The sequence below is a fragment of the Paenibacillus sp. Root52 genome, from assembly GCF_001426865.1.
Taxonomy (GTDB): Bacteria; Bacillota; Bacilli; order Paenibacillales; family Paenibacillaceae; genus Paenibacillus.
Map to the genome: position 1 here is coordinate 307,488 of NZ_LMFO01000001.1, position 20,680 is coordinate 328,167.

The 20,680-nt window shown below is 45.0% G+C and carries 18 protein-coding genes; 16 read left to right on the top strand and 2 right to left on the bottom strand.

The annotated features are described in order from the left end of the window. Positions 1-5 precede the first annotated feature (5 nt). From ASD24_RS01380 to ASD24_RS01405, 6 genes are all read left to right on the top strand, one after another. Complete coding sequence (locus tag ASD24_RS01380; RefSeq protein ID WP_442952574.1) at positions 6-1,469, top strand: hypothetical protein; 1,464 nt, start codon at positions 6-8, stop codon at positions 1,467-1,469. After that, positions 1,453-2,088, top strand: a complete 636-nt coding sequence (locus tag ASD24_RS01385) for a YIP1 family protein (RefSeq protein ID WP_056690366.1) — start codon at positions 1,453-1,455, stop codon at positions 2,086-2,088. Before ASD24_RS01380 ends, ASD24_RS01385 begins: the two co-directional genes overlap by 17 nt. 17 nt (positions 2,089-2,105) lie before the next feature. Beyond that, the gene (locus ASD24_RS01390; RefSeq protein WP_056690368.1) at positions 2,106-4,676 is read left to right on the top strand and encodes a DUF5696 domain-containing protein; all 2,571 of its coding nucleotides are present in this window, start codon (positions 2,106-2,108) and stop codon (positions 4,674-4,676) included. Between the two features lie 53 nt (positions 4,677-4,729). Then, a complete protein-coding gene (locus tag ASD24_RS01395) occupies positions 4,730-5,575 on the top strand; it encodes a carbohydrate ABC transporter permease (protein WP_082560226.1) in 846 nt (281 codons plus the stop codon). A gap of 17 nt (positions 5,576-5,592) precedes the next feature. Continuing rightward, positions 5,593-6,537, top strand: a complete 945-nt coding sequence (locus tag ASD24_RS01400; RefSeq protein ID WP_056690374.1) for a carbohydrate ABC transporter permease — start codon at positions 5,593-5,595, stop codon at positions 6,535-6,537. An 81-nt stretch (positions 6,538-6,618) separates the two neighbouring features. Beyond that, on the top strand, positions 6,619-6,972 hold the full coding sequence (locus tag ASD24_RS01405; protein WP_056690377.1) for a hypothetical protein: 354 nt from the start codon (positions 6,619-6,621) through the stop codon (positions 6,970-6,972). Between the two features lie 116 nt (positions 6,973-7,088). Here ASD24_RS01405 and ASD24_RS01410 read toward each other — a convergent pair whose 3' ends face one another. Beyond that, the gene (locus ASD24_RS01410; RefSeq protein WP_056690385.1) at positions 7,089-8,231 is read right to left on the bottom strand and encodes a glycosyl hydrolase family 8; all 1,143 of its coding nucleotides are present in this window, start codon (positions 8,229-8,231) and stop codon (positions 7,089-7,091) included. Between the two features lie 234 nt (positions 8,232-8,465). Here ASD24_RS01410 and ASD24_RS01415 point away from each other — a divergent pair, with 234 nt between their 5' ends. From ASD24_RS01415 to ASD24_RS01435, 5 genes are all read left to right on the top strand, one after another. Then, a complete protein-coding gene (locus tag ASD24_RS01415) occupies positions 8,466-9,749 on the top strand; it encodes an SGNH/GDSL hydrolase family protein (RefSeq protein ID WP_056690388.1) in 1,284 nt (427 codons plus the stop codon). A 65-nt stretch (positions 9,750-9,814) separates the two neighbouring features. Further along, entirely contained in the window at positions 9,815-10,582 is a 768-nt protein-coding gene (locus tag ASD24_RS01420; RefSeq protein ID WP_056690391.1) for an alpha/beta hydrolase, read from the top strand. A 379-nt stretch (positions 10,583-10,961) separates the two neighbouring features. Then, the gene (locus ASD24_RS01425) at positions 10,962-11,336 is read left to right on the top strand and encodes a response regulator transcription factor (protein ID WP_056690393.1); all 375 of its coding nucleotides are present in this window, start codon (positions 10,962-10,964) and stop codon (positions 11,334-11,336) included. After that, positions 11,326-11,961, top strand: a complete 636-nt coding sequence (locus tag ASD24_RS01430; protein WP_056690397.1) for a hypothetical protein — start codon at positions 11,326-11,328, stop codon at positions 11,959-11,961. The genes ASD24_RS01425 and ASD24_RS01430 overlap by 11 nt, the downstream gene beginning before the upstream one ends. Then, positions 11,954-12,928: a sensor domain-containing diguanylate cyclase gene (locus ASD24_RS01435; RefSeq protein WP_056690400.1), complete on the top strand. Its 975-nt coding sequence runs from the start codon at positions 11,954-11,956 to the stop codon at positions 12,926-12,928. The genes ASD24_RS01430 and ASD24_RS01435 overlap by 8 nt, the downstream gene beginning before the upstream one ends. Before the next feature lie 219 nt (positions 12,929-13,147). Here ASD24_RS01435 and ASD24_RS01440 read toward each other — a convergent pair whose 3' ends face one another. Continuing rightward, the gene (locus ASD24_RS01440) at positions 13,148-15,748 is read right to left on the bottom strand and encodes a helix-turn-helix domain-containing protein (RefSeq protein ID WP_235540255.1); all 2,601 of its coding nucleotides are present in this window, start codon (positions 15,746-15,748) and stop codon (positions 13,148-13,150) included. 67 nt (positions 15,749-15,815) lie between these two features. Between ASD24_RS01440 and ASD24_RS01445 the strand changes: the two genes are divergently transcribed. The 5 genes from ASD24_RS01445 to ASD24_RS01465 all read left to right on the top strand — a co-directional run bounded on the left by ASD24_RS01445 (position 15,816) and on the right by ASD24_RS01465 (position 20,625). Further along, on the top strand, positions 15,816-16,199 hold the full coding sequence (locus ASD24_RS01445) for a tautomerase family protein (RefSeq protein WP_056690405.1): 384 nt from the start codon (positions 15,816-15,818) through the stop codon (positions 16,197-16,199). Between the two features lie 59 nt (positions 16,200-16,258). Next, the gene (locus ASD24_RS01450; RefSeq protein WP_056690408.1) at positions 16,259-16,894 is read left to right on the top strand and encodes an FMN-dependent NADH-azoreductase; all 636 of its coding nucleotides are present in this window, start codon (positions 16,259-16,261) and stop codon (positions 16,892-16,894) included. Between the two features lie 197 nt (positions 16,895-17,091). Continuing rightward, positions 17,092-17,775 (top strand): metal-dependent hydrolase, encoded by a 684-nt coding sequence (locus ASD24_RS01455; RefSeq protein ID WP_056690412.1) that lies wholly within the window; start codon positions 17,092-17,094, stop codon positions 17,773-17,775. Positions 17,776-18,024: 249 nt separating this feature from the next. Further along, complete coding sequence (locus ASD24_RS01460; RefSeq protein ID WP_056690415.1) at positions 18,025-19,050, top strand: succinylglutamate desuccinylase/aspartoacylase domain-containing protein; 1,026 nt, start codon at positions 18,025-18,027, stop codon at positions 19,048-19,050. A gap of 24 nt (positions 19,051-19,074) precedes the next feature. Further along, complete coding sequence (locus ASD24_RS01465) at positions 19,075-20,625, top strand: ABC transporter substrate-binding protein (protein ID WP_235540257.1); 1,551 nt, start codon at positions 19,075-19,077, stop codon at positions 20,623-20,625. Positions 20,626-20,680 lie beyond the last annotated feature (55 nt).

The window sequence follows — 20,680 nt, forward strand, 5'->3', positions numbered from 1 at the left end:
GCTAGGTGCGAGCAAGCACAAGGAACAAACGAAAATGGATCATCTTAGGCATGGTCTGCCTCCTGTTGTTCGGGCATGAGGCACCCCTAGTCAACGCGGACGGAACGTCAGACGCATATCATTATTCCTATTGGGGCGAAGCGGTTCCTGCTCCAGCCGCATATGAAGCAACGGCAATCATTACGGGCAGGAAGCTGAACACGGATGCGTTCAAGGAACCGAGCGACCTGCATGTTACAGCCGATCAGCGTGTCTTCCTGCTGGATTCGGGCAATGGACGTATCATCGAGATGGATCGTAACTTCAAGCTCGTTCGGGTAATCGATTCATTTGAACGTGAAGGGCAGCCAGACCATTTTAATAACCCTCAAGGGCTTTACGTTACGGATAAAGGACATTTGCTAGTGGCAGATTCAGATAATCAACGTGTAGTGCACCTAGATGAACTTGGGCAATTGGTCAAAATTGTAGCTGAGCCGCAATCAGATCTGTTGCGAGCAGACTTTCAATTTAAGCCTATACGGGTCGTCATGGACAAAGGAGAACGCATTTACGTCATGGCTGAAGGTGTCTTTGACGGATTCATGGAGTTTAACGCGGATGGCACGTTCTCCTCATTTATCGGAGCTAATCGAGTTCAGGTTGACCCGGTAGAGTATCTGTGGAAACGATTTGCAACTCGTGAGCAGCGGAGTCAGATGGTCATGTTCACGCCAACGGAGTTCACGAATCTGGATATGGATGAAGAGGGATTCATCTATGCCACAAGTGGAGATCGTGGTAAGGATCCAATTAAGAAGCTGAACGCCCAAGGAACGGACATCTTGCGCAGAGAAGGCTACCAGCCACCTCAAGGAGATATGATGTACACCACTGAGACAGGGCCATCGCGCCTGATTGATGTTGACGTGGGGGACAGTGACATGTACTCCGTGTTAGATGCGAATACAGGGCGAGTCTTCACCTACAATGGTGACGGTTATCTGCTCCATATTTTTGGTGGCATTGGTAATCGTCAGGGGCAATTTAATACACCTGTTGCACTTGAGCGTGCTGGGGAGAGGATCCTTGTACTGGACAAAGCACTTGGTGAAATTACCGTCTTTCAAACGACCGAGTATGGGCGTACATTACACGATGCGGTGCGCAGTTATTATAACGGTGACGAAGATCATTCGTCGTTGCTGTTTGCCAAAGCTGCTGAGATGAACGCCAATCTGGAATATGCCTATGCCGGGATCGGTAAAGCTCTGCTTCGCCAGAAGGAATATGCAGATTCTGCGCAATACTTCAAGCGTAGCATGGAGCGTCTTGGTTATTCCAAAGCGTTTCTGTTGTTCCGCAAAGAGCTGATGCGTGAGCATTTCTCATGGATGATGTCCGGACTATTCCTAGCTGTAGGTTCGCTTGTCACCGTCATGATCGTTCGTAGGCAGAAAAGGAGGACAACGAATGCTGGCGTCAAGTAAGCAATTATACCAATATCCAATGCATCTCATTTTTCATCCGTTTGACGGATATTGGGAACTGAAATATGAACGAAATCAGAAAATGACTTTGCTAATTGCAGGTATGATCATGCTGCTTTTGATTATGACTAAGATCTTGCATGCACAGTACAGTGGTTTTCTAATCAATTTCAACAATCCGAAACGGCTAAATAGTCTGCTTGAAATGGTATATGTCATCGTTCCAGTGTTGTTCTGGTGTGTTGCGAACTGGTCCTTAACAACACTGATGGATGGGGAAGGCAAGTTTTCCGAAATTTTTATGTCTACATGCTTCGCCTTGGTACCATTGTTGTTGATTCAGTTTCCTTGGATCTGGCTGAGTCTTGTAATCTCTGTACAGGAAACCGCCTTCTATTATTTCTCTAATACGATTGCTATTGGCTGGACGGTGTACCTATTATTCGTCGGCAATATGACGGTTCACCAGTATACCCCAGCCAAAACGATACTCACCATGTTCCTAACACTTGTAGCTATGGCATTCATGGCATTTTTGTGCCTGTTATTCTTCAGTCTCGTACAACAGATTGTGTCTTTTGCAGTGACTATCTATCAGGAATTAGTGCTTCGGGGCTAAGGGAGGGGGAACAAGCAATGAAACACGCTGTAGTCAAAAAAATAACTGGAATGCTGCTCATAAGCAGCCTGCTTCTCAGCGGTTGTCAGTTCTCGCCCTCACCATTAACCCAAGTGAGTGCGAATGCCGTTGACCAGGCTGATATACCTTCCCTGCCTCCCGGAGAAAAACTAAAATCTTCCTTCCGTGATGATCGCCTACCAGGCATGCTCGGGATTGCCCAAAATAATGCGTTGCAATTGTTCATTCATGAGGAGACTGCTGAAATTGCAGTTATTCATAGGGAAAGTGGGCAAATCTGGCGCAGCAATCCCACAGCTCGAGAGCAGGATGCGATTGTAGCAGGGATTAACAAAGATCTTTTATCGTCGCAAACCAGGCTCAGCTTCTTTAATAGTCTCGGCCAGAGCAGTACAGTGAACTCCTACACCGATAGTGTCAGACATAAGCAGATAAGCTATGAAGCATTGCCAAATGGTGTACGGGTTCACTATCAGTTTGGAAGTACCGAGCGTTCGATCGAAGACTTGCCAGTCAAGATTAGCAAAGAACGTTTCGAGCAAGACATACTCGCTCAGCTCGACAAGGTTGGGGAACGAGCCCTGAAGATTGGTTATGCAGAAGACAAGGACGAGGGCGTCTATGTTCGAAATGATAAGGCGCTGCAAGGGTTGCAGCTATCCCGAGCCTTGAAAGCTTTTGATGAAGCCGGATACACGGAAGAGGATCTGGTGCAAGACCACGCGGAACATGGAATCGAGCAGGAACGAAGTGGGCCACGACTCTTTATGCTCACGATGGAATATGAGCTGGACGGACAGGATCTGCTGGTACGGGTACCTGCCTCGGGCATTCATTTTCCAGAGGAATATCCAATTAACAGCATATCTGTGCTGGAATATTTCGGAGCAGGTAGTACAAGTGAAGAGGGCTCTATGCTGGTTCCCGACGGCTCAGGAGCATTGATTCATTTTAACAATGGGAAGACGCTCTACCCTGCCTATCAGCAGGATATATATGGGTCTGACCTCACGATGAAAATGCGGGAAGCAAGTTCTAATGAAGCTAAAGCAAGATTGCCGGTTTTTGGATTAATTCGAACCGATGGTGCTTTTCTAGGCATTATTGAGGAAGGGGATGCTGTTGCAGTTGTCAACGCAGATATCAGCGGCAAGCTTAATAGCTACAACAACGTATACCCAAGCTTCTATGTGGTGAATAAGAGCGATATTACACTGCAGGCCAGCGATATGGTACGAACACTTCCCAAATTTCAGAATCAGCCGACCGTATCTGACTTTGTCGTTCGTTATGCTTTTGTTGGTGCAGAAGAGGCTAGTTATTCGGGTCTTGCCTCCGTGTATCGTAGTTACCTGCAACGAACGGGCGGAGTGCCTGAGGAACAAGCCAGCAAGGAACAGGACAGTATACCTTTTTATCTCAAACTATTTGGAGGTATAACAACAAGGCAGCATATGCTGGGCATTCCTTACGATTCCACGCAGGCGTTAACCACTTTCGACGAAGCAGAGAAGATACTCTCTACGTTAATGGAGAAGGATGTTGCTAATATTCAGGTTCGTTATGCAGGATGGCTTAACGGGGGAATTCATCACCGAATACCGGATTCAATTAAAGTCGATGGAGCCATCGGCGGGCAAAAAGCAATGCGTGAATTCAGTACGTTTGCTCGTGATGCCGGCATTGGATTTTATCCAGATGTTGCGGTATTGAATGTGCATTCCAAAGGTGGATTCAAACCATCCAGAGAGGCATCCCGCACGCTGACCCAGCAACCGGCGGTGCGCTATCCGATGAATCGTGCAATCCAACGTCCCGACCGGGATCGATCGCCTTCCTACATTCTCTCTCCGAATCTACTGGGCAATGTAGCGGATAAAATGCTTGGCGCGCTTAAGCCACTTGAAACGGAGGGGCTTTCCCTGTCGGATCTGGCAGAACAATTGAATAGCGATATGAATCCGAAGAAACTGCTGGATCGAACTGAGGTATTAAGCACGGTGACGACTACACTCGAACAAATCAAGCAGCAGGTCGGCTCCGTGGTTGCTGAGGGAGGAAACGCTTATGCACTCCCTTATGTTACAAGTCTGACAGATGCTCCCATGACCAGCAGCCGATTCAAGTTGGAGGATGAAGAGATTCCATTCTTTCAGCTTGTCATGCACGGAAGTATCAGCTATACCGGTTCCCCTTATAATCTATCGACATATACGAACGCAAGACAGTATGTGCTGAAGTTGATTGAATATGGGGCAAGTCCATATTTTGCTTGGTTTAATGCACCCAATCACGTCGTGAAAGAGACTGATTTTGATCATCTCTATGCGGCGAATTATGAGCAATGGATCGATCTGGCGGCTGAGATGTATAGAGAGGTTAATCAAGCAAACCTGCCGTTTATAGGTCGTTCGATGATCGCGCATCAATCCGTATCCGAAGGTGTATTTCAGACAACGTATGAGGGCGGCGGATTCGTCATCGTGAATTATAACGACTTTCCTGTGGAAGTTGAGAACCATACTGTGGAAGCTCAAAGTTATGTGACTGGTGGTGAGCAGCTCTGAAGACGCTCCTGAAGTGGAAATGGGGAAGTCGTACGTATGCTCAGCAGAAAGCCATGTGGGGCATGATTTACGTGCTTCCCTGGCTTGTTGGATTTGTATTGTTTTTCTTCGTTCCGTTGCTGGCTTCCCTAAGGTACAGCCTGAGCACAATACAGGCGAATGCAGAAGGGATCGCAATTCAATTCACTGGGGTCACCAATTATATTCAGGCATTGACCGTGAATACCAGCTTCAACCGGGCACTCATCGAATCGGTGACAGATGTACTTGTGAACGTGCCGCTTATTGTCATCTTTAGTTTGTTCCTTGCGGTTATTCTGAACCAGAAATTCAGAGGTAGAGCGGTAGCACGTTCGATCTTTTTCTTGCCGGTTATTCTTGCATCAGGCGTGATCATGACACTGGAGAGCACAAGCCTAATTGATGCAGTTAATCAAAGCAGTACAGGTGGAAGCTCGCTGGGGACTTTCGAATTGGAGAACCTGATGCTTGATGCAGGAGTAAGTGAATGGGTTGTCACCTATTTAAGCAGCGCCGTAGATCGAATCTATCAGATTGTTAGTCAATCTGGTGTGCAGATTTTGATCTTTCTAGCCGGTATTCAGACGATCTCTCCTCAACTATATGAGGCGTCTAAGATGGAAGGTGCAACCGGTTACGAGGCGTTTTGGAAGATCACGTTTCCGATGGTGAGTCCGCTTATTTTCGTCAATGCAATCTATACGATCATTGATTCGTTTGCTAATAACGCCATGACAAAATTGATCCGGGATACTGGCTTCGTCAAATTTGATTTTGGTCTAAGCTCTGCTATGGCGTGGGTCTACTTCTTAGCGATCGCCATCATTCTGGTCATTGTATCTATTATTTTCTCGAAACGGGTCTTCTATCAAGATTAGAAAGGAGGAGGTTTAGTGTGACAACTTCACGATTATTATCATTAGAACATTGGAAAGGCTGGCTGTGGTCCATCATCCGTTTTGTTCTAATTACCGGACTTTCTTTTGTTATCCTCTTTCCTATATTTCAGAAAGTGTCAACGTCCATTAAGGACAAGGGAGATCTGTATTCAGCAGTCGTTGTATGGATTCCCCAGAACTTCTCTGTGGACAATTTCAAGGAAGCTATTCGTGTCATGGATTACTGGGTAACGCTGTTTAATACATTTGCGTTATCTGCTACAACGACTCTACTAACGACGGCTTCTTGCGCGCTTGCAGGCTATGGGTTCGCCCGATTGAAATTCAAAGGCAGTAACTGGTTGTTTGCTGGCGTAATTCTGACGATTCTTGTTCCACCAACAACGATTCTGATTCCGGTCTATCTTAATTTAAAAAGCTTTGATCTGATGGGTATTATAACGCTGATAACAGGCAAACCCATTAATCTGCTGAATACGTACTGGCCGTTCATTCTTACTGCCATTACGGCGAATTCACTCAAAGCGGGGCTGTATATTTTCATCTTTCGCCAGTTCTTCAGGGGAATCCCTAAAGAGGTGGAAGAGGCAGCGTACGTGGACGGAGCAGGGATTGGCCGGACGTTCACAAGAATTATGCTACCTAATGCCATCCCTTCGATGGTGACCGTGATGCTGTTCTCCTTTGTTTGGCAGTGGAACGACAGCTTCTACACGACCACATATCTGACATCCAGCAAGGTTATGTCTACCCAGTTGTCGTCTCTTCCATACAATCTGGCTCAGCAAGTCAGCGATGGTGCTTCGAAGGCAGACCCTTTCTACCTAAGCATGATTCAAGATACAGGCGTTTTGCTGGCGATCTTACCGTTAATCGTAATTTACTTGTTTGTACAAAGATACTTCGTAGAGAGTGTGGAACGTACTGGAATTGTCGGCTAAACCAACTGTATGGTTGCGGGGATTATGCTATAATATGGGCAAAAAAGAGGAGATGTCCTTATCTCTAGCCGACTAGCGATTTTGATTCTTTTTGCTTCATTACTGGGTTTATGCGGCTGCACTACATCAGTCAATGATGAGCGTGTCGTAGCCAAATCAGATCATTGGATTTTGACAATCGACCTTGTTTATAAGAAGGGTGAGTACGAAGAGGTTCCTTCCATACAATACATTGGAGAAGATCTGGTTGATGAAAAGGTAGAGATTAATATTCTACACCCTAATAACAGTTCTACTAGTAACACACTTCATGTTTCTATTAAGCCGAATGAAGTCATTCAGCTGCCAACAAGAAGTAGTGTGGAAGACTGGAGAGATATCGAAAGTGTAATTGTAACTTGGGGTGGAGAAGAGGAGATTCTTATATTCGAATGACACAGTTTAGTTGACATTCAAGAATTAGAAAGAGTAAAAATTCAGAAGACGCGTAAAACCCTTTGGCTTCCGAAGAAACCAGAGGGTTTTATGCGTCTTCTGTTTACAGCTGTAAATTAATAAATCCGATATCTGCCGCTTAAGGCAAGCAGACTGAAGAAGTACAAACAATTGTCGTAGTAGCGGCGTTCTCCCTGGCGCAGAGGTGTGTTCCAAAATTGATGGACAAATGACTCTGCATGCGGGCCGTCTGCTGCCAGTGAAGCCATAGCATTGGTAGCAAGCAAACCTATGGGGTGCAAGGAAGGTTCGTCAAAGGCTTCGCCTTCAATGGTATAACGACGATAATCGGATACGTCAATGTCGCTGAAGAAAGACTGAATCCGATTGGATTGTTCGACTTGCCAGTGATCCTTGCGGAACCACTCCCAGTCCAGCGCAACATTCGCTGCAACTCGATAGGCATCACTGTAAAAGTGTCTATAGTCACCGTGAGGCTGAATGGGAGCAGGTGAGCCATCATAATTTGCATATTCTGGCGAAAGTCCTGTCACAGGGTGGCAAGCGGTATGCAGATATGCCCGACTTGCGGCCGCGGCCTCTTTCCAGAATACCTGATCACTCTCATCTGCGTAGATAGCGAACAGTTCATAGAAGTGGGGAATATGATAAGATGGATCACTGAATGGCGATTCGGGCACGAATTTAATGAGCCGAGTCTCTGGGTCCCACATGGGATCGCCCTCACCGTTTTCACCTTGATGAATGCACGCACGGAGAATTTTTCGAGCTTGTTCTTGGTAATTGTATGGCGTATCGCCATCTCCCCAGCGGTTAGAGGCGAACAACAAAGCCATGGCAAAGAACTCCTCACCATCCGGTGCAGGTCCTTGTGAGATTCGGGTTCCGTTAGGCTTACAATGCCATGCAAAATAATCTTTATATCGTCCTTCAGTGTGCTGCATGAATGTGTAGGCATAATTCCAAAGACGATCAAACTCTTCTTTTTTGTTCATCTGTACAGCCATCATCATCCCGTAAGACATACCCTCAGAGCGTACATCGTGGTTGCCTGTGTCCAGCAAATAGCCTTTGTCTTCACCCATAGGGTAATAGATTCGTGTTTGTTCATCTCCATAAAACAATTCGTTCCATGTCAACTCCAGTCGTGTGTTAATTTCTTGTTCGCTATACCCTAACTTGTGAAACATATTGGTATACGTACCTGAATCATATGCATTCTGACCTGTAATTTGCATGATTTACCTCCCTTAATGAATCCGTTTATCCTATTGTATCACCGGTTCGACTTTATAAATTAAAGCGTTTGCATCAGAAATTATAGGTTTTCCGTATCTCGTCTATTAGACAGCGAATCCAAGTGATATATTGAGTCAAGTCCTATACTTTGTCAGGTTGTTGTTACAGGATATGAGCGCTAAACTCGGAGGGATAGAGCTAGGTGGGAACAGAAAGGATCGTGATGACTCAGCATGTTGGACGATGAAAGAAGTGTAGATGATAAACGAGAATATTCAGCACCACGTGATCCTGAAGGCGTTGTACAATCAGCGAATGAGACGCAGGTGGACTTTGAATCTCAGGCATATCGCGAGTTGATCGAACGATCTCTTCTGAACAAGGGTAACAATGTTAGGTTGAAGCGAGCTATTGGGAAGGCTAGAAAAGGTGAACCGACTAATATTGCTTATATTGGAGGTTCAATTACGCAAGGTGCAGGTGCTATACCTATTCATCTGCAAAGCTATGCTTATCGTTCTTATGAGCAATTTAAGAATAGGTATGCTCCCTCAGACGGAAGTTCGATTAACCTGATCAAAGCCGGTGTAGGTGGGACACCCTCTGAGCTTGGAATCATACGTTATGACCGTGATGTGCTTCGGGACGGTCAGGTTCAGCCGGACATTCTGATCATTGAATTTGCCGTTAATGACGCGGATGACGAGACGAAGGGCAATTGTTATGAAAGCTTGGTGATTAAAGCACTTGCTGCTGACAACAAGCCAGCGGTGATCTTACTTTTCAGCGTGTTCGAGAACGACTGGAATCTACAAGATCGTCTAGCTCCAATCGGATGGCATTATGATCTGCCTATGGTGAGTATGAAAGATGCTCTTGTAGAGCAATTCCAGAAGACGCCAGCCGAAGGAAACGTGATTACCAAAGAACAGTATTTCCATGATATATATCATCCGACAAACTTGGGACACCGGATCATGGCTGACGCACTCTCTCATCTGTTTGACGTTACGGAACACTCAACGCTCGATCAGGTGGAACAGTGCTTTGATCGAACACCTTTAATTGGAAACGATTTCGTAAATGTTAAATTGCTGGATCGAAAGAACATTGAGCATATTGCGAAAATTGAAGTAGGAGCTTTCCAGCATACGGATACAGAGCTACAGATGGCTGAGATGCATGATCATGATTATGGTACGCCTTTGTTCCCTCATAATTGGATGTATATCAGGGAGGACACGCAAGAACGGAATCGTTTTACATTACATTTAAATTGTAAACATCTTATTTTGATCTTTAAGGATTCAGGTAGTGATGAATTCGGTACAGCCAATATTAGGGTAGATGATGAACACATCAAACAAGCCGATCCACACCAAGTGAATTGGACACATTGTCATGCGATGCTTCTAATTAACGAAAATGAGGTCGATGAGCACAAGATTGAGATTGAAATGGCGGAAGGTTATGAAGACAAGAGGTTTACCATTCTAGGTTTCGGATATGTCGATTAACAAAAGGTGGCCTAGATGTAGCTCTAAGGGTGAAAGTATACGTTGAGTTGAAGGGAGTCATGGAGATGAACTTTGTAGCACCAGCAGGATTTGACCATTATCGAGAGAACATACCTCGCGGCGTAATCAAGACTGTAGAGTATAACTCTACAACAGTAGGCAATACGCGTAAAGCAATGGTGTATACACCACCCGAGTTCTCAACAGAAGAGGCGTATCCTGTTCTTTATCTGTTGCATGGCATTGGTGGAGACGAAAAGGAGTGGTATAACCATGGCGCTCCGCAGATTATTCTCGACAATCTCTATGCAGACAATCTGCTTGAACCGATGATTGTTGTATTACCCAATGGTCGTGCTATGCCAAATGATCGAGCGGAGGGAGACCTGTTTGATTCGGAGAAGATAAAAGCTTTTGAACGCTTCGAATTGGATCTCATTGATGATCTCATCCCTTACATTGACTCCAACTATCCCACGAACAGCAACAGAGATAATCGAGCTATTGCAGGCTTATCCATGGGCGGAGGTCAGTCGTTAAACATCGGACTTAGCAACCTGGATTCCTTCGCCTGGGTCGGAGCCTTTTCTGCAGCACCTAACACCAAAACGCCAGAACAGCTTGTGCCTGATCCAGCCGAGGTGTCGTCACTTCTCTTGCTGTTATGGCTTTCCTGCGGCGATCAGGACAATCTGCTCCATATTAACGTAGGGGTTCATCAGTATTTGCAGCAGCAGGGAGTAGCTCATATCTGGTATGAAGAGAGCGGAGGACATGACTGGCCGGTATGGAGGAATGACCTTTATTTATTTTCTCAACGTCTATTCAAATAATCTAAGTGCCACCGGAGTCTTGAATGCACAAGCTGAACCTTGTGTAGAGAGGCTAAGGTGGCACTTTTTATTAATGCACTGTATTGACGTGCGTATTCGATAAATAACATGTAAAATTCAATAAACTACAAGCAAAATACCATTGTGTTTCAGAACGATACAACTCATTTTGGGCGAATTAATGCGGAACTAGATATATTTTATTCTATAATATCGTTGACAATTTAATTAAAGTTACTATAATATAATTTGTTTTGCTTGAATAACCAGTCAGTCACTTGTAAGGGGTGCCACTATGCGCAAATCTCCTTCTCAGAACTGTCCACAGCGCTTGCTCATCCTGCGCCCTTAAAATTTTATCGAGGAGACTGAGGAACGAATGAAAGTATTAATTGTGGAAGACTCTATTTTTGTACAGAAAATGATGCGCAAGCTGATTGCTGATCATTTTCCAGAATCTGAGATTCAGACAGCGAACAATGGAGAAGAAGGATATCAACAGTACCTGGAATTCAAGCCTGATTTTATAACGACGGATCTGCTCATGCCTAACCTTAGTGGTCAAGAGATGCTTCGTATGATTCGTGAGATCGACCGTGAAGTCAGAATTATTATTTTATCTGCAGATATTCAGAAGGTGACTCGTGAAGAAGTAGAGAACCTTGGGATCTCTGGATTTTTGAATAAGCCGTTAACTGTAGAAAAAGCGAATACATTGATTCAAATGATTCAGGTGGCACATCATGCTGACTGAATTGCAGAAGGATATGTTGACTGAACTTGTGAACGTTTACGTTGGACAAGCGGCCAATATGCTATCCGAGATTGTCGACAAGCACATTGTACTGAGCATACCTGAAGTGGAGCTTATCTCCATATCTGACGTTGATCCAGGAGATCGACGATACAAACTCTTTTTCAGCGAAGGTCATCTGTTCAGATCATCTTTGCAGTTCGGATATGATTTTCAGGGAAAAGCATTCCTTATGTTCCCTGCTGAGCAGGCTAAAGTGTTAGCGAATATGTGTCTTGGAGAACTCACCGAAACAATTGAGCCGGAAGAATGTCGCTTATTAGATACGGATCTGGATGTGCTCAAAGAAGTTAGTAATATTCTGCTTAATGCCATCATTGGAGAATTCGGTAATTTTCTAGAAATGAAATTAGAATACGTATTGCCGGATATTGAGCTACTGCATGTGACACACTCTGATCCACAGATCCTGCTCCAGAACGAAGTATATGTGCTGGTTCTCCATACGTCATTCTTACTTGCCGATACCAATGTGAAAGGGATCATACTCATTGCGCTCAGCATGAACTCTATCTCAAGCCTATTGGATAAAATGAATGCATTATTGGAGGATGACCATGGATAATCTCGTAATACAAGCTCTAGGCAAAATCAATATGGGCATCTTCATCATTGACAGGCAATTAAAAGTGATCCTCTGGAATGGCTGGTTGGAACGATTCACTGGTAAAAGTAAAGAAGAGGTGATTGGGCGGAATTTGCTTGAGGTATGCCCAAGATTTAAATTGAACATGTACCAGAATATACTGCAAAATGCGCTGTATCAAGGGCAAAGCAGGTTCTGTTCAAGCGCTCTACATAAGGCATTTATTCTGCCTAAAGAAAATGAAGATGAACACTTTTTTAAACAAAACATGCATGTTGAACCCTTATACGAAAATGGTCGTAATTACGCGATGATTCAGATCAGTGATATGACCAACACTAGCACACGTGTATATAAACTGAAAAACCTAATCAAGGAATTGGATGTTGAATATAACAAAGTTAAAATTTCCGAAAAAATCAGTAAACATCTGTCGATGCATGACTCCCTTACGGGATTGCCTAATCGCCGTGCTTTCAACGAACGTCTAATCTGGGCTATTAACCATGCTGAGCGAAGTGAGGGGAAATTGGCTGTTCTATTCGTAGATACCGATGGATTCAAGCAGATCAATGACACGTACGGACATGAAGTGGGTGACCAGGTACTCGTTGAGACTGCGAAACGGCTGAAGGAAAACATCCGAAGTACAGATAGTGTGGCTCGGCTAAGTGGAGATGAATTCAGTATCATCTTAAACCAATTGAACGATGACCACGACGCAGAGGTGGTGTGCGAGAAGCTGGGAACAGCCTTTGTAGCTCCTATCGAAGTCTCGGGTAATTTCATTCATCTATCACTCAGTATTGGGATTAGCGTCTATCCGCGGCATGGAGAGGAACCGGCTGAGCTTCTAAGGTATGCAGATCAGGCGATGTACCGAATTAAGAAAAATGGAAAGAGCGGTTACGCTATGTATGATTCGCAAAGAGATCAATACGGGTAAGGTTGCAGCACGAAGCTATTTATACTGATACGGGTACCCATCACGAAAGTTGCTTATATAGCGACTTTTTTTGGCGTTGAAAAACTTGCGTCTCTATAGCTCCTTAAAGTAAGCGGTGGATCTCTTCAATTGTGAAGAAATCCACCGCTTATTCCATATGCTGAAGATCATTATCGTGGAAATATATGTAAAATCATGATGGTGAATATCGAATTTGAATTATATCTCCAAAGCATAAGCAAGAGCTTGTGTCTGAGGCATGTCTTTCCCTTTAGTCCACCATTCTCGGAACTCCTGATCAGACACTGTGTGCTGAAGAGCGAATATAGCATCTTCATATTCTGCGGGGAAATTCGGTTTGTTCTCCGCGTCAAAGTTCTGTCGTCCTCTCGCCGCAGCTCCAAGTAGAACTGTAGCTTCGAAGAGGGCATTCTTAGCATATAGCGCAAGGCCTATTCCTTCCAACCCACGCGAAAGAACCCAAGAGCCACTGTAAATCTGGCTGGCGACGATGCTTTTTTTGAAATACGCAATTGACAGCTCTACATCCCCTAGCTTCAATGCAGCATAACCTAGGCACTCGTATGGCCCAGAAACTTCCCACTGATCATGGACGGATTCGAAGAGCTGAACGCTTTCCTTCAGGAATATAGTCGCCTCGTCGTAATTCTGTTGCTCCATACGTAGTCTTCCATATGCATGTAAAGAAGAGGCTAGATTCCATGAATCCTCTGCCGACCTAGCGATGTCGACACTTTGCTGCACCAGCATTTCGGCTTCTTCTATATGTTGCATCTTGATATGAAGAAAAGCAGACAGCCGGAGACAAGAAGCCAGTAGAGACTTATCCTGCAGATGACGTGCGAGCTCTACGCTTCGAGTTGCCGCATTCATGGCACCTTCAATATTGCCCTGAATAAATTGAATGACACCTTGTCCATGCAGAGCCTTGGCACCATTCAACACAGCGAGATTTACATCGTTGCTACTGTCTAGAAAACGTTTCAGCCAGAACAGCCCTTCCGTTAACCTGCCTTCGTGCAACCAGAACCAATAGAGCTTGGATACCATATGTAGCCCGTGCGAATGAGCTTGAGGGTTGGCATAAGACCACTGAAGGGCAGAGCGCAAATTGGTGTAGTCTCTTCGAACTGCTTCTATACATGCTTCGCGGTCACGAGTCCTGAACTTCGGTTCTTCACGTACTAAGCATTGAATGTAAAATAGAGCATGGCGTTCAGACAAAACATATTGTTTGCGTTCGTTGGAATCTTCCCGCAATTTCTCACCTGCATATTCCTTAATGGTTTGGAGCATGAAATAACGGATCCTACCGTAATCTTCACCGATTTCAGTGGATACGAGAGATTTGTTAACAAGTCCAGACAGCAGATCCAGCATATCTTCCCGTATAATTCGATCTTCATGATCAGGCATTCCAGGTTCACAGATACACACATCTTCGGCTGCCTCCAGCGTAAATCCACCTGCAAATACACTAAGTCGTCTTAGCAAAAGGCGTTCCTTACCAGATAACAAGTTATAACTCCAATCAATCGTTGAACGTAGCGTTTGATGGCGGGGGGCAGCCGTTCGTTTCCCAGCGGTCAACAAGCTCAATAGGCTAGCTAACCGCTCCTCGATCTGTTCAAGGGTCAGCATATTCATCCGAGCAACGGCTAGCTCGATAGCTAACGGTATACCCTCGACCTTTTTGCAAATGGCTCCAATACGCTTGAGAGCAGTTAACGTTGGTTGGAACTGCGGGACTGCAATGCGTGCCCGTTCCAAAAATAATTGTACCGCTTCAAACGCCAATAGTTCTTGTTCATGGAGTTCTTGCAGTGAACGATCATCACCCGGGTAGGACAAGGGAGGAATACGGTAGACCCATTCTCCTGCAATATTAAAAGGTTCACGACTGGTAGCGAGAATGGTTAATTCGGGCGCAACAGACAACAAGGATTCGGCGGTAGCTGCAATGGCATCAATCAGATGCTCACAATTATCAAAAATGAATAGCATCTTACGGTCGGCAATGCTGTCCATTACAGCCTGAAGATCCGTTTGGCTCGCCTGATTTTGTATCCCCAGCGTAGCTAGAAGCAATTGTCCCAAATCATGTGATTCATGAATAACGCCGAATTCAAACATCCACACCCCATCGGGGTACATGTCTATCAGCGATGAAGCGACCTCAGCAGCAAGTGAGGTTTTACCGATCCCTCCTGACCCTACGATCGAGACTAGGGAGTGAACACGTAACCGTTCCACCAAATCGACTTTGGCTTGATTCCGTCCAACGAAGTGGAAGGCGAGCCTTGGTAAATGAATTGTAGCGGACACTGAGGCGGAGGAGGCTGTCTTCACCTCTCTGGTCGAATCCGTTCCCATGACCTCTGTGACAGCTAACGTTGCAAACCACGCGGCGTCAAAATCCGGAAACTCACGCCCCGTCGCCGAACGTGCTTCAGAGAATCGTTTGACGGCTAGCCATAGCTGCTCGGCTTCTTGAGACGGATTTATTTCTAGAAAAAGACCTTCTTCCCAGAATGCTTGGATGATGAGCTTGAGATTGCCAACGCTGGGAAGGCGATCTCCATTCTCCCATTGTTGAACCGTTCTAGGGTCAACACCGACCCTTTTGGCCAGATCGATCTGACGCATTCGTTTGGCAGGACCTCGTCTAATCGGTCTGGAACGTATTCTTTTGATCCACTCATGAGGCCAATCTTTCGATAATTTGCCTTCTTCCATATCATCACCTGAATTCCGTAGACTAAGCAAGTTCGACACGAACAAACACGAACTTATGTACATTCGTGTTCTGGATTTTAGCAGATAAAATAAAGCATATCAACAAAAACAAACCAAGGAGGTAGCGCAAATGCCTTTAACTCGCATTGTAACTTTGAAGGGTCGCTCCAGTGAAGAGAAAGCACAAATCGGTGAGATTGTTCTGCAAACGATTGTAGATAAACTGCATGTACCTGCGAATGATCGTTTTCTGATTATTGAAGAACTGGAACGTGAACATTTCAGCTTCGATCCGACGTGCCTGGATATTGAGAGAAGCGAAGGATTCCTCCTGATACAGATCACGTTGAACGCTGGTCGTTCCGCTGATGTGAAGAAAGAATTCTATGCAGAATTAGCTGAACAATTGCATCAACAGCGTGACGTCCGTAAAGAAGATGTGTTCATCAACCTGATTGAAGTCACCAAGGAAAACTGGTCTTATGGCAATGGAGAAGCTCCATTCATCGTTTGACGTCCATATATTTAAACATCAATTTCTCATATTCGTGCAAAAGAGAGGAAGTTATAACTATGTCAACACTACTATACATCACAGCTCACCCAGGTAACCCAGAAGCATCGTACAGCCTTTCAGTTGGCGAACAATTCGTACAAGCGTATAAAGAGAATCACCCAGCAGACGAGGTTGTGCATGTTGATCTGTATCAACGTAACATTCCTCATATCGATGCTGACGTGTTGGACGCGTGGGGCAAGCTGCAAACAGGTGGTACATTTGAAGAATTGAGTGCAGCACAACAACAAAAAGTAGCACAGTTAAATGAATTGCTTGAAGAGTTCGTGGCAGCAGACAAGTATGTATTCGTGACACCGATGTGGAACTTCTCATACCCTCCAGTAATGAAAGCATACATTGATTCCTTCTGTGTTAGAGCCAAAACGTTCAAATATACTGAGAATGGTCCAGTTGGTCTGCTCGAAAACAAGAAAGCATTCCACATTCAAGCAAGTGGGGGCGTATACTCTGCAGGCCCTGTCGCTGATCGTGAGAATGGCAACCGTCACTTGCAAACGGTATTGAATTTTGTTGGTATAACAGATGTTGACCACCTATTTATTGAAGGTGTATCTACAGCAGGTGAACGTGCTCCACAGATCAAAGCAGAAGCTATTGAAAAAGCACGTAAAGCAGCGCAAAATTTCTAACATTTTTATACCATAAGCGGTGCACCCTGTTTACATTATGCCCATCAAACGTTCGCCGGATCATTAGCCAGCGTTTTGATGGGTTTACTTATGAACGGGCAGGCGCATGCAGGATTGCACAATTGGTTATACCAATGGAAGCCCGGTATGGCATTATCCATTTCAAATTCAGTTGTCTGAACAAGGAGGAAATAAAGGTGAAAGTAACTTATCATGGGCATTCTGTTGTCAGAATAGAAACGAACGGAAAAATCATTTGGATTGATCCGTTTATTACAGGTAACACAACTTCGGATCTAGATGCGTCGAACGTGAAAGCAGATGTAATTCTGTTAACGCATGGACATGGGGATCATGTGGGGGATACCGTTGAAATCGCCAAGCGGAATAATGCCTTGGTTATTGCGTCGGCTGAACTGGCTGATTTACTCAGCTGGGAAGGTCTAAATACACATGCGATGAGCATTGGCGGCTCTTATACATTTGACTTTGGAAAAGTAAAGATAACACAAGCTTTTCATAGTTCAAGTTATATAGATCCAGAGACAAGAACAATCATCTACACGGGCATGCCTACCGGAATACTGTTCACTGCTGAGGGAAAAACCGTGTTTCATGCAGGAGATACGGGACTGTTTTATGATATGAAGGTAATCGGAGAACGCAATGATATTGATCTAGCTTTTCTACCGATCGGTGATAATCATACGATGGGTGCAGAAGATGCTTCAGTAGCGGCAGAATGGCTTCAAGCTAAACAGGTTGTGCCAATTCACTTCAATACATTTCCTTTTATCCAGCAGGATCCACATGCCTTTGTCTCACTCTTGCCGAATGGGGTAGGCAAGGTGCTCGAACCTGGAGAAGGGATTGAACTGTAGATAATGTTATACGGAGTCGCTTTAGAGCGGCTTTTTTTCGTATATTTAAACAATTTCTTCATTATATAATTCAAAATTCATTTTTTTTGTAATCGATATCAACCGCATATTATCACTGTTTTTTCGACATATAACGCTATTTGTATACAATTTATGACATTGACAGATTGACACATCGTTTGATAGTATCAACTAAATTTTATAATTCATACAAGAATACTCGGTTATAGAAAGGCGGTTCATTTCATCATGCATCAGTCCCTATCGGCAACTTCCATTTTTGCAAAACCATATCCCGTTTATGCAAGTCTGGAACAAGCTTTCGGACAACAACCCTCGGCAAGTGTATCCCGAATTCAAGAGATTCATGAGGAGCAGACAATCGTTTTGTTTCTGATCAAGGGGATCCAAGAGGGACCAACGATATGGGTACAAGCTGCGCTGCATGGAGACGAGCATGATGGTATTATCGCTTGCGCTAAACTTATGAATGATATTGTGCCTGAGCGTTTGTCTGGAAATCTGATATTGTGTCCTGTCACGAACCCAACCGCGATGCTTGCGGGAACGAATGGCAGTCCACTGGATGGCATAAACCTGAACCGGGTTTTTGGTCAAAATGCAACAGATGCTTCATACTCCGGTCGCTATGGTCGCTGGCTGGCTAACAATATCATTGCATATGCCGATTTTCTGATTGATCTGCATGGAGGCGGTCGCTGGTTGGATGTCTGTCCGTTTGCGATGGTAGCAAGCGACCATGAAGCTGCATTCGAGCGTAGTATGGCGGCACTAAATAAAATTCCGCTTACAGCGACGTATGTCTGCCAGTCGGGCACCAAGGGGATGTTGATTAATGAAGTGTGTCAACAGGGGATCCCGGCCGTCTTACTGGAGAGTGGAGGGGGCAATTACTGGACTTCCACAGCCGTGGATACGCATCTACAAGCCGTTAAGATGATCCTTGATCAACTTGGCGTATATTCATATGAACAGTCTTCTCAGGCGGAAGAAGCACTTAGCATGAACCGAAAGCCTGCACGGATCTCAGACATCGTTGAAATGCGATTTGAAACGAGCGGTTTGTTAACGTTTAGTAGGCACGCGGGAGAGAATGCTCGGCTGGGGGAAGAGCTGATGCGCATACTGTCATACCCGGGACTTGATGAACAGTCCATAACCTGTCCCATCGAACATGGTGTCATTTTATCCATTCATGCAGCATCGACGGTTCATCAGAACGGTTACGCGGTCATGTTGGGCAAATTAGCATAATTTAATTATCGGGGGTTGTACATCATGAAAAAGAGTAAGTTTCTTCTAATCCTGACACTGCTGGCTGTGTTCGCTGCAGGCTGCTCTACAACGAGCAAATCAGGAGCAGGTGAAGAGGCAACAGGTGAAGGGCAAGATCAAAAACTAGAAATCACGATTGCCCGAGCATTTGACGTAAACGGATTGGATCCGGGCTTTCTGACCGAAAATGCACAGGTCGTGGACAATATCTTCGATACCTTGGTTAAACGGGATGCAGAAGAAAAACTCGTACCTGGTCTAGCGACAAGCTGGAGCCAAATCGATGATACAACATGGCAATTCAAACTGCGTGAGGGTGTAACCTTCACCAATGGTGAGGCGTTCAATGCCGATGCAGTGAAGTACTCGCTTGATCGTGTGCTTGATCCAGCGAACAATGCACCGACAGCTAGTTATGTATCTACGATCCAAGAAGTTAACGTTGTTGATGAGTACACGGTTAACGTTGTAACGAAGAAACCTGACCCACTTGTACCAACACGGTTTAATCGTTATCCGACTGAAATTGTACCTCCCAAATATGCTGAAGAAGTAGGACAAGAGCAATTTGCTCAAAAACCGATCGGCACAGGCCCATACCAGTTCGTAAGCTGGGATAAAGGCAGCAATGTAGTATTAGAAGCTAACCCGAATTACTGGGGCGGCGAACCTGATGTGAAGAAGGTTACTTTCCGTTCTATTCCTGAAGCTTCGACACGTGTAAGCGCGCTGTTGAACGGTGAGGTTGATCTGATCACAGCGGTATCTCCAGAAGATCGTGAGAAAATCGAATCATCGTCTACTGCACGTCTCTCCACAGTTGAACGTGCGGGCAACACTGTTTATGTCGGCTTCAAAACCGATGTAAAACCATTCGATGATCCAAAAGTAAGACAAGCGCTGAACTATGCAATCGATGTTAAATCCATTGTAGATAAAGTGCTTCAAGGCGCTGCTGTTGAAACGAATAGCTTGATTGGTCCAAAAGACTTCGGATATGCTGGCGAACCAGAAGGGTATAGCTATGATCCGGAAAAAGCGAAGCAATTGTTAGCAGAAGCAGGTTACCCGAACGGATTCTCCGCAACACTTGATACGGTAAGCTGGTACATCAAAAACACGGATGTTGCGCAAGTCATTGCAGAGCAACTCAAAGCCGTTGGCGTAAATATCAAAGTTAATAACGTAGAAAGTTCGGTATATCGCACACTCGTACCTGCGGGCAAACAATCGGATATGTATGTACTTGGTTGGAGCAGTACGAACACGCTTGATGCCGATGCAGCGATCTATGCCATTCTTCGTTCAGGAGAGTCTTACTCCACTTATGCGAATAAGGACGTAGATGCTAAGCTGGATGAGGCAAGATCAGTTACAGATGAGGCTAAACGTAAACAGCTTTATCAAGAGATCCAAGATGAAGTGTTGAAAGACGCACCACGCATTTTCCTGTATCAGGAGAACCAGTACTATGGCGTATCTGATCGATTGAAATGGGACGGCCGTGTGGATGGCTCGATTCCGGTATCGACTATTTCAGCAGGTAACGAGTAAATCGGCAGGCGTCTTTTGTGACTTGGCCAAGCCCGGATGGGAGTGTTAACCATTG

Bases quoted from the DNA above. Each gene is read 5' to 3' on its own strand.
- ASD24_RS01385 (WP_056690366.1), top strand. From the start codon at position 1,453: ATGCTGGCGTCAAGTAAGCAATTATACCAATATCCAATGCATCTCATT.
- ASD24_RS01390 (WP_056690368.1), top strand. From the start codon at position 2,106: ATGAAACACGCTGTAGTCAAAAAAATAACTGGAATGCTGCTCATAAGC.
- ASD24_RS01395 (WP_082560226.1), top strand. From the start codon at position 4,730: ATGTGGGGCATGATTTACGTGCTTCCCTGGCTTGTTGGATTTGTATTG.
- ASD24_RS01410 (WP_056690385.1), bottom strand. From the start codon at position 8,231: ATGCAAATTACAGGTCAGAATGCATATGATTCAGGTACGTATACCAAT.
- ASD24_RS01415 (WP_056690388.1), top strand. From the start codon at position 8,466: ATGTTGGACGATGAAAGAAGTGTAGATGATAAACGAGAATATTCAGCA.
- ASD24_RS01420 (WP_056690391.1), top strand. From the start codon at position 9,815: ATGAACTTTGTAGCACCAGCAGGATTTGACCATTATCGAGAGAACATA.
- ASD24_RS01425 (WP_056690393.1), top strand. From the start codon at position 10,962: ATGAAAGTATTAATTGTGGAAGACTCTATTTTTGTACAGAAAATGATG.
- ASD24_RS01430 (WP_056690397.1), top strand. From the start codon at position 11,326: ATGCTGACTGAATTGCAGAAGGATATGTTGACTGAACTTGTGAACGTT.
- ASD24_RS01435 (WP_056690400.1), top strand. From the start codon at position 11,954: ATGGATAATCTCGTAATACAAGCTCTAGGCAAAATCAATATGGGCATC.
- ASD24_RS01440 (WP_235540255.1), bottom strand. From the start codon at position 15,748: ATGTACATAAGTTCGTGTTTGTTCGTGTCGAACTTGCTTAGTCTACGG.
- ASD24_RS01445 (WP_056690405.1), top strand. From the start codon at position 15,816: ATGCCTTTAACTCGCATTGTAACTTTGAAGGGTCGCTCCAGTGAAGAG.
- ASD24_RS01450 (WP_056690408.1), top strand. From the start codon at position 16,259: ATGTCAACACTACTATACATCACAGCTCACCCAGGTAACCCAGAAGCA.
- ASD24_RS01460 (WP_056690415.1), top strand. From the start codon at position 18,025: ATGCATCAGTCCCTATCGGCAACTTCCATTTTTGCAAAACCATATCCC.
- ASD24_RS01465 (WP_235540257.1), top strand. From the start codon at position 19,075: ATGAAAAAGAGTAAGTTTCTTCTAATCCTGACACTGCTGGCTGTGTTC.